The organism is Cupriavidus sp. F041 (genome assembly GCF_057814235.1).
Genome location: NZ_JBVASY010000001.1, coordinates 218,424 through 231,588, shown reverse-complemented (window position 1 = coordinate 231,588; position 13,165 = coordinate 218,424). Strand labels below are relative to the sequence as shown.

The following is a 13,165-nucleotide window of genomic DNA, read 5'->3' as shown; positions in this document are numbered from 1 at the left end:
CCAGAGAAGGCCAGAGAAGGCCGGGAAGGCCACCAAGGGCGAGCCGACAGCAAATCGGCCGCCTCGAAAGACAATGAAGGAGACAGCCGTGCCCACCCAACCATCCATCGGTATCACCGAGTTCATTGACCGCCAGCCCTTGTCGGCGTTTCAGGTCGGCATCGTCGTACTGTGCTTCCTGATCGTCGCCATCGACGGCTTCGATACCGCCGCCATCGGCTTTATCGCGCCGGCGATCCGCGCCGAATGGCAGCTCACGCCCGGGCACCTCGCGCCGCTGTTTGGCGCCGGGCTGACCGGCCTGATGGCGGGCGCCTTCCTGTTCGGCCCGCTGGCCGACCGCTTCGGGCGCAAGACCATCCTTGTGTACTGCGTGCTGTTCTTCGGCATCGCCAGCCTGGCTTCCGCCTTCTCCGGCTCGCTGTGGGGCCTGGTGGCGCTGCGCTTCCTGACCGGCCTCGGCCTTGGCGGCGCCATGCCCAACGCGATCACGCTGACCTCGGAGTATTGCCCGGCCAAGCGGCGCTCCTTCCTGGTGACGACCATGTTCTGCGGCTTCACCATCGGCTCGGCGCTGGGCGGCCTGGCCTCGGCGAACCTGATCGAGGAACACGGCTGGCGCTCGGTGCTGCTGTTGGGCGGCGTGCTGCCCTTGTTGCTGTTGCCATTCCTGCTGTGGAAACTGCCCGAGTCGGTCCGGTACCTGGTGATGAGCGGCAAGCAGCCGGAGCGGGTTGCCGCTACGCTGCAGCGGATCGCGCCGGGCGAGCCGATTACGCCCGGCAGCATCGTGGTCACGGACAAGCGCATGCCCGGCTCGCCGGCCGCCCACCTGTTCAAGCCCGAGCTGGTGCGGGGCACCTTGCTGCTGTGGCTCACTTTCTTCATGAGCCTGCTGGTGATCTATCTGCTTTCCAGCTGGCTGCCCACGCTGCTGCGCACGACCGGCGTTTCGCTCAAGACCGCGGCGCTGGTCACCACGATGTTCCAGGTGGGCGGCACCCTCGGCGCCATCGTGCTGGGCTGGCTGATGGATCGCGCCAACCCGCACTACGTGCTGGCGGCAAGCTATACGCTGGCGGGTATCTTTGTGGCGGCCATCGGCAGCCTGACCGCCGTGCCCTGGCTGGCGGGCCTGGCGGTGTTCGCCGCCGGGTTCTGCGTTTCCGGTTCGCAGGTCGGTGCCAACGCGCTGTCCGCGGCCTACTATCCCACCGATTGCCGCGCCACCGGGGTGGCCTGGGCCAATGGGGTCGGCCGGATGGGCTCGGTGGTGGGATCGGTCGGTGGCGGCACCATGCTGTCGCTGGGCCTGACGATGCCGGCCCTGTTCCTCCTGGTGGGGATCCCGGCCGTGATCGCGGGCGCGACCATGCTCCGGTTCGGGCGCCATCGCGCGGGCCAGGCGCGGCGCATGGCGGTGGCAGCCTGAGGGTTGAACCGGGCGGACTAGCTGGCTCATTCTTGATCTTTTAAATGATAATGCTTATCAGTATCATTTAATTTCATCGGACTAGTGACACGATCTGAGTCAGCAAATGGGTTCCCGGACACGTCTCGTGTCCGGTCTTTTTTGCGGGCCGCCTTGTGTAGCCTGGTACGGCCGGCATAAGGTGCCCTTGCGCACGAACGCACGCCTCGCGCTACCCCGCTTGCGGTAGCATCTCCCCAGCCCCGGCACGGTTGTCTCTCCAGCAGACCGCCTCTGCGTGACGGCACTTTTCGTTTCCTTCGAGCCAAGCAGCCACTGATGCGCCAGGCGCGCATGGGGGGAGCCAATGACGGCAGCCCGCAGGCCACCGCAAGACGCCGCATCGCGCGCTCATGCCGAGCCGGCACCCTTGCCGCCAGCCTACGGCGGCGACGGCACTGGCCGGCGCTGGGCCTGGCTGCCGGAGCAGGGCGGATGGCGGTACTACGCGCTGCTCGGCGCCGTCGGGGTTTTTGTGCTCGGCCCGCTCGGCGGGATCGCCGCGGCCTATATGAACTTCTCGCTCGGCTTCTTCGTGGGCGGGCAGGTCCTGGCGGGGATTCTCGGCTCCACGGTGACCTATGGCTACGGCACCGAAGGGCGCCACGGGGCGAACTATATCCAGACCATCGCCTCGTCGGTGGCCGGCATGAGCGGCATGGCCGTTGTGATCCAGGCCATGACCTGGATGGGCATGGCCGAGCCGCCGCTGTGGCAACTGATGCTGTACATGCTTTGCGTCGGCATGTTCGGGGTGGGCGTGGGCATGCTGTACACGCCGGTCCTGGTCGACCGCCTGCAACTCACCTTTCCGTCCGGCCTGGCGGTGGCCAATATCCTGCGCGCGCTGACCGATCCGGTGCTGCTCCGGCAGTCGTTATCCCGCCTGGCCGGCGGCACGGTGCTGGGCATTGTCAGCGGTATCGGCGCGGCCCGGATCGATCGGCTTGCCGCCATCGACCTGTCGGCGTCCACCTTCGGCGCCGGCATGATCGTCGGCGCGCGCATCGGCCTTGCCGCGCTGGTGGCCGGGCTGGCTAGCTGGGCGCTGATTCCGTTCTTCATCTCGATCAACTGGCTGGGGCCAGGCGAGCCGTTTCGCAAGATCACTTTCCTGATCGCGCTCGGGATGATCATGGGCGCGGCGCTGGTCGATATCGCGCTGATCCTGTTCAAGGCGTACCGGCAGCGCCGGCCCCTGCGTGGCAGCGGCATGCCCGGGCCGGCAGGGCCATCGCGGGGCAGCCAGTGGCGGCTGGCGGCGTGGGTGCTGTTCTGGGGCGCCGCCATCGTGGTGGTTGGTTCGGGGCTGCTCCACCAGCCCGCGGGCTATCTGGTGCTGGCGGTGCTGCTGGTGTTCGTGTTCGCGATGGTGAATGGCATCTCGGTCGGCATGGTCGACCAGAACCCGATTTCCTCGGCCTTTGTGCTTTCCGTGATCCTGATGGCCGCGCTTGGCTTGCGCGACCCGCACGTGGGGCTGATGGCGGCGACGGTGCTGCTGGTATCGACCAGCGAGGCGTGCGATATGCAGCAGGACCGCTCCACCGGCTGGCGGCTCGGGACCAATCGCACCTTGCAGTTTCGCTTCCAGGTGGCGGGGATTGTCGCCGGCGCGGTGCTGGCGGTGCTGTTCGCCAGGCTGTTCATGGGTGCCTATCCCGAGCTAGCGCTGGACCAGACCGTGCTTGCCGCCAGCGATCAGCCGCATCGCTGGGCATCGGCCATGACGTACAAGATCGTCGGCGCCTTGCGTGGCCTGACCGACGACCTGCCGCACCAGCGCACTGCGGTGGCGCTCGGCATCGCCCTTGGCTTTGCCACGGCGCTGCTGCGCTTGCTGGTCAGATCCGGGGCGCGCTATCAGCGCTTCATCCAGGCCGGCAGGGTTGGACGCATTGCGGACTTCCTGCTGGATACCGTGGTGTTGCCATCGCCCTATGCGTCCTCCTTTGGCGGATTCGTCAACCTCCCCACCTCCGCGTGGTTCGCGCTGGGCGGGGTAGTGGCCAGCGTGCTCAATAGCCTGCCGGGGTCGAAGGGCACGCCTGACCCCTTGCCCGAGGACATGAGCACGACGTCGCTGGTGGGCGGCGGGCTGATCGCGGGCGATGCGCTGGCGGCGGTGGGGCTCGGCATAGCGGGCCTGGTTTTTACGGCCATGGGCTAGCCCGCTTTTGTCTTGTGCATTCAACCCTCGTTTCTATATTTGCAGGGCGTGTGTTCCGTCCCGTTGTTCCAGCGGGGCCGGCCAATGTGATCGGGACGGCAGGAAGACACGGGCGTCGTCGTAAGGAAGATGATGCATTGTGCCCATGCGCGATCATGACTACCGTCGCCCGGCAGCACCTTGCGGACAGGCCGCGAACCGTGGCCACGCTCAGGTAGCGCGCCGTTTTGAATATTTTTGAGACAGATCTGAATTCTTTGTGCCTGCCGGCCGCGCGGGGGCGAGGGCGGGAGGTTGTAGCGCACAATGATTGCCGGCTGGCGCCGGGCGATCGGTTCGCATGCGCGGAGCGTGGCCGCGTGCATTGGATTAGAGGTGATAGCGCGATGACAGTTGTAGTGCTTGCAGCAGACGGGTCGCCAAGCGGCGAGGCGGCAGCGGCAAGGCTGGTGACACGGCCCTTGTTCGCGCCGCCGTTGGTGGTGCATGTCGTTCATGTCTCGCCCGCGCTCGGCGCGGCGGGGCGCCAGGTGATGCCGGGCGCGGAGCTTGCGCTGGAGAACAAGGCCGCGGCGGCCCGCGCGTTCGACGCGGTCAGCGCGGCGCTGGGCCCGGTTGCCACTGAATTGCATCGACATTGGGTCACTGGCGACCCCGCGCATGAGATCATGCGGCTGGCGGCCGAGCTGGATGCCGACGCGATCGTGGTCGGCTCCAAGCGGCGCGGTGCGCTGGCCAATGCCATTCTCGGTTCCGTCGCCACGACGATCCTCGGCAAATCGCAAGTGCCGGTGGTTGTCGTCAACCGGGACGAGGCAAGGACCGGTACCTGAAGCGCTTTCCCGTTCAACAGCCCGCACCCCACCGGTGCCGGCCACACAGGAGGGAGTGATGACCATGGTGGCGCTCGCCGCGAACAGCTTGTCCAGCGGCATCGCTGGCCCGGCTCCCGGAGTTGGCCGATGTTGATGGTCTGGCTGATTGCGCTCCCGCTGTTCGCGGCTGTGCTGATGCCGCTGGCCCGGCGCCTGGCCCGTGGCCTGGCCGCGCCCATCGTGTTGGCCACGCCGCTCGCGGGCCTGGGCCTGCTGCTCAGCGCGCGGGGCCGGGTGGCCGATGGCGGCGCCATCGTCTGGCGGCAGCCCTGGATCGAGGATATCGGGCTGAGCCTGAGCCTGCGGCTGGACGGACTGGCGTATGTGTTCGCGCTGCTGGTGCTGGGCATCGGACTGCTGGTCATTCTCTATGCGCGCTATTACCTGCCGCGCAGCGAATCCACCGTACGTTTTTTCTCACTGTTGCTGCTGTTCATGGCGGCGATGCTCGGTGTCGTCCTGTCCGGCAACCTGCTGCTGCTGGCAGTGTTCTGGGAGATGACCAGCATTGTGTCGTTCCTGCTGATCGGCTTCTGGTCCTATCGTTCGGACGCGCGCAAGGGCGCGCGCATGGCCCTGACGGTGACCGGCGGGGGCGGGCTGGCCTTGCTGGCCGGCGTGCTGCTGCTCGGCCACATTTGCGGCAGCATGGAATTGTCCGATGTGCTGGCGCAGGCAGGCACGGTGCAACGGCACCCGCTCTATCCGCTGATGCTGTCGCTGATCCTGCTGGCGGCGTTCACCAAGTCCGCGCAGTTTCCCTTCAGTTTCTGGCTGCCGCACGCCATGGCGGCGCCCACGCCGGTCTCGGCGTATCTGCATTCCGCCACCATGGTCAAGGCTGGCGTCTTCCTGCTGGCCCGGCTTTATCCGGTGCTGGACGGCACCAACTGGTGGTTCTACACGGTCAGCCTCACCGGCCTGGCCACGCTGGTGGTTGGCGCCGGCATGGCTTTGTTGCAGCGCGACCTGAAGGGCTTGCTGGCGTATTCCACCATCAGCCATCTCGGCCTGATCACGCTGCTGTTCGGCCTGGACACGCAACTGAGCACGGTGGCTGCGCTGTTCCACATCCTCAACCATGCCGTGTTCAAGGCGTCGCTCTTCATGGCGGCGGGCATCATCGACCATGAGACCGGCACGCGCGACCTGCAACGGCTGCGAGGCTTGCGCAGCTACATGCCGCATACCGCGCTGCTGGCCATCGTGGCCTCGTTATCGATGGCGGGCGTGCCGCTGTTCAACGGCTTCCTGAGCAAGGAGATGTTCTTTGGCGAGACCCTGGCGCAAGGCCTGCTCGGTGAATTCAACTGGATCATCCCGGCGGCGGCAACCTTCGCCGGGGCACTGACGGTGGCCTACTCGCTGCGTTTTATCTACGGCGTGTTCTTCGACGGCAAGCCGGTCGAGCTGCCGAACTACCCCCCGCACGAGCCACCCCGTTCCATGAGGATCCCGGTGGAAGTGCTGGTTGCCATCTGCCTCGTGGTCGGGCTCTTCCCCGCGTACACGGTGGGGCCCTTGCTGGCCGCCGCGGCCCTGGCCACGCTGGGCGGGCCGTTGCCGGAGTACAGCCTGAGCCTGTGGCATGGCGTCAACCTGCCGTTGTTGATGAGCCTGATCTCGATGGTCTGCGGTTCGGTGTTTTTCTTCTTCCGGCGACATGCCTTCCATCGCCATCACGCACGCATGGTCCACCTGAACGCCCGCGATGCCTTCGAGGCGGCCATCGGCTGGCTGGCGCGGCTGGCCGGCCGCATGACCGGGGCGTTCGAGAACGGCTCGCTGCAAGGCTATCTGGCGTGGATGGTGGCCGCCATGCTGCTGATTCCGGCCACTTTCCTGGCGGATCTAGACACGCTGGCCGGCCCGGTGCCTTCGGGCCCGCTCGACGCCATGACCGTAACAGGCATGGCGCTGCTGGGGCTGACGGCGATCGGCGTGGTGCTCGCTCACAGGCAACGGGTGAGCGCGCTGATCCTGCTGGGCGCGTGCGGGCTGCTGGTGGCGCTGGCGTTTACGTGGTTCTCGGCTCCCGACCTGGCGCTGACGCAGGTTTCGGTCGAAGTCGTCACAATCCTGCTGCTGGTGCTGGCCTTGTTCTTTCTTCCCATCGACCGGCCGGACGCCGCGCCGGTGTCCCGGCGTATCCGCGATGCCTGCCTTGCCCTGGGCAGCGGCGGCTTGCTAGCCATCCTGGCATATGCCGTGATGACCCGGCCCTATGATTCGATTTCCGCCTTTTTCCTGGCCAACAGCGTTGAAGGCGGCGGTGGCCACAATGTGGTCAATGTGATCCTGGTCGATTTCCGCGGCTTCGATACGCTGGGCGAGATCTGCGTGCTGCTGGTCGCCGGCCTTGCGGTGCAGGCCTTGCTCAAGGGCATGCGCCTGGCGGCGCCGCAGGCGGGGCCCAACGGGCTGCCGTGGTCGAGCCAGAGCCACCCGTTGCTGCTGGCCATCCTGGCCCGGCTGATGTTGCCGCTGACCATGCTGGTCGCGGTCTTCATGCTGCTGCGCGGGCACAACCTGCCGGGCGGAGGCTTTATCGCCGCGCTGATTACGGCGGTGGTCTTGCTGCTGCAGTATGTGGCCAGCGGCGTGTTGTGGACCGAGGCGCGCATCGCGCTGAATTACCGCGCGCTGGCGGGCAGCGGCATCCTGGCGGCCGGGCTGACCGGGCTGGGTAGCTGGGCGTTCGGCTTCCCGTTCCTGACGACGGCCTTCGGGCACTTCCACTTGCCGGTGCTGGGCGAAATCGAACTGGCCACCGCCATGCTGTTCGACCTCGGCGTTTATTTCACGGTGGTGGGCACGACCATGCTGATCGTGTCGCACCTCGGCGTGCGCGACAAGCGCATCCACGCACGGGAGGGTGTCTGATGGAAGCCGTCTACGCCGGCACGGTCGGCATCCTGATGGCCTGCGGCATCTACCTGCTGCTGCGCGCGCGCACATTCCCGGTGGTGCTGGGACTGGCGCTGATCTCGTACGCAGTGAGCCTGTTCCTGCTGGGCATGGGCCGCCTGTCCAGAGGCCGCCCGCCGGTCATCGCCAGCGGGGCGCGGTATGCCGACCCGCTGCCGCAGGCACTGGTGCTGACGGCCATTGTCATCGGCTTTGCCATGACCGCATTCGCGGTGGTGCTGGCGCTGCGCTCGCTTGGCATCACAGGCAGTGACCATGTGGATGGCAAGGAAACGGGCCAGGAGGAGGCCGGCAGCGCCGGCAGGAACGAGGCGGACGGCCCATGAACCATAGCCTGCTTTTTTTGATCCTCCTGCCCATCCTGCTGCCAATGTTTGCCGGCGGTTTACTGGTGGCGATGCCGCTGCGCTGGCTCCGGGCCCAGCGTATGCTGAGTACGGCCGCCGCGCTGCTGCTGTTGCCGGTGGCTGCCTGCATGGTCCTGGAGGCAGCCACCGGCGCCATCCCCGTCTATCACGTCGGCAACTGGCCGGCGCCGTTCGGCATCGTGCTCCAACTCGACCGGCTTGGCGCGCTGATGCTGATGCTGACCGCCGTGCTGGGCGCGGCTGCTGTGGTGGCCGCGGGCAGGGGAGACGCGCGGATGGGGCGGCATTTCCACGCCCTGTTCCAGTTCCAGCTGATGGGCCTCAATGGCGCCTTCCTGGCGGGTGATCTCTTCAACCTCTTTGTCTTCTTCGAGATCTTGCTGATCGCCTCCTATGCCTTGCTTGTGCATGGCGGCGGGCGCGCGCGGATCGGCGCCGGGCTGCATTACGTCTTGCTGAACCTGGCGGGCTCGGTCTTTTTCCTGATCGCCATCGGCGTGCTGTACGGGCTGAGCGGCACCCTGAACATGGCGCACATGGGCCTCCGGCTGGCCGGGCTGCCGCCTGCCGACGTGCCGCTGGCCACGGCCGCGGGGGCCATGCTGATGCTTGTCTTCGGGCTCAAGGCGGCGCTGTTTCCCATGCTCTTCTGGCTGCCCAAGGCCTACGCCAGCGCTACGGGCTCGGCCGCCGCGCTGTTCGCCATCATGACGAAGGTGGGCATCTACGCCATCCTGCGTTGCGCCGCGCTGATCTTCGGCGCGCCCGACGGCATGCTGGCGGCGTTCCTGCATGACTGGGTCTGGTGGATGGCGCTCGCCACCATGGGGTTTGGCGCGCTCGGGGCGCTTGCCGCCCCCAACCTGAAGACGCTGACCTGCTACCTCGTGCTGGCATCGGTCGGGCTGCTGGCGGCCAGCGTATCGATGCAGACCGGACAAAGCTGGGCGGGGGCGCTGTATTACCTGCTCAGTACCACGCTGTGCACGGCGGCGCTGTTCCTGCTTGCGGATGCGCTTGAGCCGGCGCCGCCGGCGGGCTCGGCGGGGCAGCCTGTCCCGGTTGTCCACGGCTCGCGGCTGGCCGGCGCGCTGTTCCTGGTTGCGGCGCTGGCGGCGATCGGCCTGCCGCCGCTGTCGGGCTTTATCGGCAAGGTCATAGTGATGCGCAGCGCGCCGTTGCCAGCCGCGGCCGTGTTGTGGCCGGGCGTCCTGCTATCCAGCCTGGCGCTGCTGATTGCAGTGAGCCGCACCGGCACGCGCCTGCTCTGGCGCCTGCCCCAGGAACACGATCCCGAGCGCCACGGTGCTTACCATCGGGTCGCGCCGGATGGCTGGAAGCTGGGTTGTTGCGCCTTCCTGCTGGCCTGCAGCGTCGCGCTGGTCCTGTTCGCGCAGCCGCTGAGCCAGTACCTGGCGGACACCGCCGCCCAATTGTTCGACCGCGCGGCCTACCTGCGCGCGGTGCTGCCGGCTGCGGGGAGCTAAGGCCATGGTCAAACGCTTGTTTCCGCATCCGTGGCTCAGCCTGGCGCTCCTGGCGACATGGCTGTTGCTGGTAAACGGGGTGTCGCCTGCCGACTGGGCGCTGGGCGCATTTCTCGGCTGGGCGATCTCGCTCCTGATCGGCAAGGGACTCTGGCTGCGTCCGATGCGCGTGAGCCGGCCCGATCTGATGCTGCGCCTGGCGGCGCACGTGCTGATCGACATCGTGGTGGCCAATGTGGAGGTGGCCTTGCTGGTGCTGGGGCCGGTGTCGCGGATGCGCCCGACTTTTATCCAGGTGCCGATCGATGTCGAGCATGAGCTGGCGCTGTCCGCGCTGATCAGCATCGTGTCGCTCAGCCCGGGCACCTTATGCGCCGAACTCAGCGATGACCGCCGCCGGCTGCTGGTCCACGTACTCGATCTGGGCAATGAAACCAAGCTGATCGCGCTGATCAAGTCGCGCTATGAGGCGCCGCTACGGGAGATATTTGAATGCTTGCCGTCGTAATACCGCTCTCGCTGGCAATCCTCGGGGTCGCCTTCCTGCTCGCCTTTATCCGCCTGGTGCGCGGGCCGGGCCTGCCCGACCGCATCGTCGCGCTCGATACGCTCAATATCAATGCCATCGCGCTGATCGTGGTGTTCGGCATCTGGCTGCGCTCGGAACTGTTCTTCGAGGTTGCCTTGCTGATCGCGGTCATGGGCTTTATCGGCACCGTCGCCCTGACCAAGTACCTGCAGCGCGGCGACATCATCGAACTCAAGTGATCGGCCGGCTCGAACGGATCGGACCGGTCCGCTAACCATGATGGGAGGCCCAATGGACAATATGAGCCCAATCGCGGAATTCGCTACCTGCGCGCTGCTGCTGATCGGCAGCGTGTTTGCCCTCGTCGGCGCCATCGGGCTGTTCCGGCTGCCGGACTTCTTCATGCGCCTGCACGGGCCGACCAAATCCACCACGCTGGGTGTCGGTGGCGTCGTGGTGGCTTCGGTAGTGTTTTTCAGCAACCAGGGCAACGGCCTGAGCCTGCATGAACTGCTGATCACCGCCTTCCTGTTCCTGACCGCGCCAATCAGCGCCCATATGCTGGCCAAGGCGGCGATGCAGCAGCGCCTGCCCGTCGACCCGCGCACACGGGGGCGCATATGGGAGGCGGAGGACCGGGAGCGCGGCGAGCCGCGCGGGCAGGGCGCGGATCCATCATCGGCGGGGAAGGTTCCCGAGAGTTGATGGCGCCGGCATGGCGTTCGGTTTTCAGCCCTGCTCCCACGCGCTGCACCAGCCGGCGGCGGCCACCTGCTTGTCGCCGAACAGCACGCAGCTGCCCGTCGACGGACTGGCGCCTTCCTGGAACAGCTGGCAGTTGGCGCAGGTCTGGCTGGCCGCATGCCTGGGGAATTTCGCCTGGTCCACCTTGCGGGTATCCGCCTTGTAGTCTAGCTTGACGGCCTGCGGATCCTTCTCATCGAGCGTGGCCGCGCCGGCGCCGGACGGCGCCGCAACGGCCGCGAGGCTTGCGGCCACGGCTACCGGCAGTGTCTTCAGGAATTGACGGCGGGTCGACATGCGGCTTCCTTTTTCTGTGGGGATTGAAGACTGCCGGACTCGACGACATCACCGCTAGCGGACCGCGCGCGGCGCCTGGTTGACTGGTGTGACGGCCGATATTCTATGGGGGAGTTCCGGCGTCCGGCTGGTGTGGATTGTGGCACAGCGGCCGTCGCCTGGCGCGGCATGTGCGCTTCGCCGCCACTGGATTCTCCGCAGAATGGACAAGCCAGGGTGAATCGGGATAATCGTGGCTCCGCTGGCTGGCCTATGGCAAACTCGGCGCTACCTTTTTTGCCGCCGGCGGGTTCACTGCCGCCACGCCAACCACACGCCATCCACCACTACGCCCATGACCGCTCGCACCAACACCGATACCCTCCGCCAGGCGCTGCAGGAACCGCTAGCGTTGCAACTGTCGCCTTTGATGGGCCCGGACTTCGCCGGGACGGCCGAGGGCGAGCGTTTTGCCATCTATACCGAACCGCCGGAAGCGCCCGGACGCGACGAAGTGCTGGCAACCCTGCGTGCTCAGCTGGAAGCGGAAGCCGGCGTACCGTTGCCCGGCGACGACGCGCCTGTATCCGGCGAAGTCCTTGACAGCGAGGACTGGGAGCCCGGCCAGGCGTTCGAGATGGACATGGATAGCGACGAGGTCTGCGGCCAGGTCCTCTTCTACCGGCTGATCCTCGCGCGGGACCTGCATCCGGTCGGCTATTGCGCGTTCGAGATCAATGCCGACGAAACCGGCGTGATCTTCGTGACCCTGGTCGAGTCGTGGCTTCGGGCGCAATACCGGCAGCTCGGGCTGGAGAGCGGCTTCGTGCTGCAGATGGGCAATGCCGTCTGCAGCCTGCTGGCGGACCTGGACGCGCGGCTGCAGGCCGCGGGCGAGCGCAGCGTGTCGTTCGAAGTGTTGCTGGGGCTTGAGCAGGCGTCCACGGCAGGCACGGCGCTGTTGCGGTCGCTGGCCAACACGCTGCAAGGCTGGACCGATACATCCGCCGCGCGTGGCGCCGCCGGGCGCGAGCCGTTGGGCATTACCAGCGTCCGCGTTTCGGTGCTTCCCGCCAGTTCTGCGGATTGAGGAAGGGGGAGGCAACGCTCGTTGCCTCCGCCGCTTTGCCCCGCTCCGGAAATGCGGGCGATGAAGTGAACGATCTCCGGCGCCGAACCGCGTTGATCGTCACTACTGATCATCACAACGCCGGCCGACGGCTGGCCCACTCGCGCACCGCCTGCGCAAACAGCCTCAGCGCGGTAGGCGGGTGCCGGTTAGCCGGGTAATAGAGGCACAAGCCGGGAAAGGAAGGGCTCCATCCCGGCAGCAGGTGGATCAGCCGGCCCGAGGCCAGGTGCTCTGCGACCTGATCTTCCGGGACCCAGGCGATGCCGATACCTGCCAGTGCTGCCTCGACCATCAGATTCAGGTTGCCAAGCGTCAGCGGCCCGTCGACATCGATGCTGGCGCTTTTGCCGCGATGCTCGAGATCCCAGCGGTAGAGCGCGCCACTTTCGAACCGGAAGCGGATGCACCGGTGCTGCCCCAGGTCGTGTGGCGCTTTCGGCGGCTCGTGACGCGACAGATATTCCGGGGATGCCACCGCGGCGAACCGCATGTCAGGTCCGAAGTGGACGGCGATCATATCGCGCGGCACATCGTCCAGAACCCGAATGCCAGCGTCGAAACCGTCGGCCACGATATCCACGAGTCGTGTGTCCACGATGAACTCGACGTGTATGCCGGGGTAAGCCGCCAGGAAGTCTGGCAGCACATGGCGCACAAGCGGCCTTGCCGCGGACTCGGATGCGCTGATACGGATCGAGCCCGACGGCCGGTCGCTTGCTGACGCAACTTCGTTTACCGCATCCTCGATATCGGCGATGGCTGGCCTGACGCGCCGCAGAAGCTGTTCACCCGCTTCGGTCAGCGCGACCGACCGGGTCGTCCGGTTAAACAATCGCACATCCAGCTTCGCTTCGAGATTCCGCATTGCGTGACTTAGCGCCGACGGCGAAACGCCCAGCGTGCGCGCGGCCGCGCGAAAGCTTCGCTGCTCGGCGATGGTCATGAAAGCAGTCAGTTCAGACAGGCCAGCGCGCATCATTGTTGAATTTATCTCAACTCCTTGTGAAAGGGTAGCCGGATTGTTGAATGAAGTACAGCAACCTAGAATCCACCACAGCAAATAGCGACTGACACGTGTCAGGCGTTGGCGGCGTTGCCCGCGCAGCTACGGCCTCCCTGCAAAGGCCGTGACAGTAGCGCCCGATCAACGGCAACGATCCGCTGCGACATTTGGAAAGAGAGATT

Annotated in this window: 12 protein-coding genes; 10 read left to right on the top strand and 2 right to left on the bottom strand. The window is 66.5% G+C overall.

All coding sequences use genetic code 11. The annotated features are described in order from the left end of the window. Positions 1 to 88: 88 nt before the first annotated feature. The 9 genes from ACZY0R_RS01040 to ACZY0R_RS01000 all read left to right on the top strand — a co-directional run bounded on the left by ACZY0R_RS01040 (position 89) and on the right by ACZY0R_RS01000 (position 10,533). The gene (locus tag ACZY0R_RS01040; RefSeq protein WP_488856745.1) at positions 89 to 1,432 is read left to right on the top strand and encodes an MFS transporter; all 1,344 of its coding nucleotides are present in this window, start codon (positions 89 to 91) and stop codon (positions 1,430 to 1,432) included. A 346-nt stretch (positions 1,433 to 1,778) separates the two neighbouring features. Further along, positions 1,779 to 3,641 carry an OPT/YSL family transporter gene (locus tag ACZY0R_RS01035; RefSeq protein ID WP_488856744.1) on the top strand — a complete coding sequence of 621 codons (1,863 nt, stop codon included), beginning with the start codon at positions 1,779 to 1,781 and terminating at the stop codon, positions 3,639 to 3,641. Positions 3,642 to 4,027: 386 nt separating this feature from the next. Beyond that, positions 4,028 to 4,474, top strand: a complete 447-nt coding sequence (locus tag ACZY0R_RS01030; protein WP_488856743.1) for a universal stress protein — start codon at positions 4,028 to 4,030, stop codon at positions 4,472 to 4,474. 129 nt (positions 4,475 to 4,603) lie between these two features. Further along, positions 4,604 to 7,399 carry a monovalent cation/H+ antiporter subunit A gene (locus ACZY0R_RS01025; protein WP_488856742.1) on the top strand — a complete coding sequence of 932 codons (2,796 nt, stop codon included), beginning with the start codon at positions 4,604 to 4,606 and terminating at the stop codon, positions 7,397 to 7,399. Then, on the top strand, positions 7,399 to 7,770 hold the full coding sequence (locus ACZY0R_RS01020; RefSeq protein ID WP_488856741.1) for a Na+/H+ antiporter subunit C: 372 nt from the start codon (positions 7,399 to 7,401) through the stop codon (positions 7,768 to 7,770). The genes ACZY0R_RS01025 and ACZY0R_RS01020 overlap by 1 nt, the downstream gene beginning before the upstream one ends. Beyond that, complete coding sequence (locus tag ACZY0R_RS01015) at positions 7,767 to 9,299, top strand: monovalent cation/H+ antiporter subunit D (RefSeq protein WP_488856740.1); 1,533 nt, start codon at positions 7,767 to 7,769, stop codon at positions 9,297 to 9,299. Before ACZY0R_RS01020 ends, ACZY0R_RS01015 begins: the two co-directional genes overlap by 4 nt. 4 nt (positions 9,300 to 9,303) lie before the next feature. Beyond that, a complete protein-coding gene (locus ACZY0R_RS01010; RefSeq protein ID WP_488856739.1) occupies positions 9,304 to 9,807 on the top strand; it encodes a Na+/H+ antiporter subunit E in 504 nt (167 codons plus the stop codon). After that, complete coding sequence (locus ACZY0R_RS01005; protein WP_488856738.1) at positions 9,792 to 10,067, top strand: K+/H+ antiporter subunit F; 276 nt, start codon at positions 9,792 to 9,794, stop codon at positions 10,065 to 10,067. Before ACZY0R_RS01010 ends, ACZY0R_RS01005 begins: the two co-directional genes overlap by 16 nt. 61 nt (positions 10,068 to 10,128) lie before the next feature. Beyond that, positions 10,129 to 10,533, top strand: a complete 405-nt coding sequence (locus ACZY0R_RS01000) for a Na+/H+ antiporter subunit G (protein ID WP_488859464.1) — start codon at positions 10,129 to 10,131, stop codon at positions 10,531 to 10,533. Positions 10,534 to 10,557: 24 nt separating this feature from the next. Here ACZY0R_RS01000 and ACZY0R_RS00995 read toward each other — a convergent pair whose 3' ends face one another. Then, complete coding sequence (locus ACZY0R_RS00995) at positions 10,558 to 10,869, bottom strand: high-potential iron-sulfur protein (RefSeq protein ID WP_035864346.1); 312 nt, start codon at positions 10,867 to 10,869, stop codon at positions 10,558 to 10,560. 334 nt (positions 10,870 to 11,203) lie between these two features. On the opposite strand from ACZY0R_RS00995, the gene ACZY0R_RS00990 reads away from it, so the two are divergent. After that, a complete protein-coding gene (locus ACZY0R_RS00990; protein WP_488856737.1) occupies positions 11,204 to 11,938 on the top strand; it encodes a hypothetical protein in 735 nt (244 codons plus the stop codon). Positions 11,939 to 12,050: 112 nt separating this feature from the next. Here ACZY0R_RS00990 and ACZY0R_RS00985 read toward each other — a convergent pair whose 3' ends face one another. Next, positions 12,051 to 12,959, bottom strand: coding sequence for a LysR family transcriptional regulator (locus tag ACZY0R_RS00985; RefSeq protein WP_488856736.1), 909 nt, complete (start codon positions 12,957 to 12,959; stop codon positions 12,051 to 12,053). Positions 12,960 to 13,165: the final 206 nt, after the last annotated feature.

Bases quoted from the DNA above. Each gene is read 5' to 3' on its own strand.
- ACZY0R_RS01035 (WP_488856744.1), top strand. From the start codon at position 1,779: ATGACGGCAGCCCGCAGGCCACCGCAAGACGCCGCATCGCGCGCTCAT.
- ACZY0R_RS01030 (WP_488856743.1), top strand. From the start codon at position 4,028: ATGACAGTTGTAGTGCTTGCAGCAGACGGGTCGCCAAGCGGCGAGGCG.
- ACZY0R_RS01025 (WP_488856742.1), top strand. From the start codon at position 4,604: ATGTTGATGGTCTGGCTGATTGCGCTCCCGCTGTTCGCGGCTGTGCTG.
- ACZY0R_RS01020 (WP_488856741.1), top strand. From the start codon at position 7,399: ATGGAAGCCGTCTACGCCGGCACGGTCGGCATCCTGATGGCCTGCGGC.
- ACZY0R_RS01015 (WP_488856740.1), top strand. From the start codon at position 7,767: ATGAACCATAGCCTGCTTTTTTTGATCCTCCTGCCCATCCTGCTGCCA.
- ACZY0R_RS01010 (WP_488856739.1), top strand. From the start codon at position 9,304: ATGGTCAAACGCTTGTTTCCGCATCCGTGGCTCAGCCTGGCGCTCCTG.
- ACZY0R_RS01005 (WP_488856738.1), top strand. From the start codon at position 9,792: ATGCTTGCCGTCGTAATACCGCTCTCGCTGGCAATCCTCGGGGTCGCC.
- ACZY0R_RS01000 (WP_488859464.1), top strand. From the start codon at position 10,129: ATGAGCCCAATCGCGGAATTCGCTACCTGCGCGCTGCTGCTGATCGGC.
- ACZY0R_RS00995 (WP_035864346.1), bottom strand. From the start codon at position 10,869: ATGTCGACCCGCCGTCAATTCCTGAAGACACTGCCGGTAGCCGTGGCC.
- ACZY0R_RS00990 (WP_488856737.1), top strand. From the start codon at position 11,204: ATGACCGCTCGCACCAACACCGATACCCTCCGCCAGGCGCTGCAGGAA.
- ACZY0R_RS00985 (WP_488856736.1), bottom strand. From the start codon at position 12,959: ATGATGCGCGCTGGCCTGTCTGAACTGACTGCTTTCATGACCATCGCC.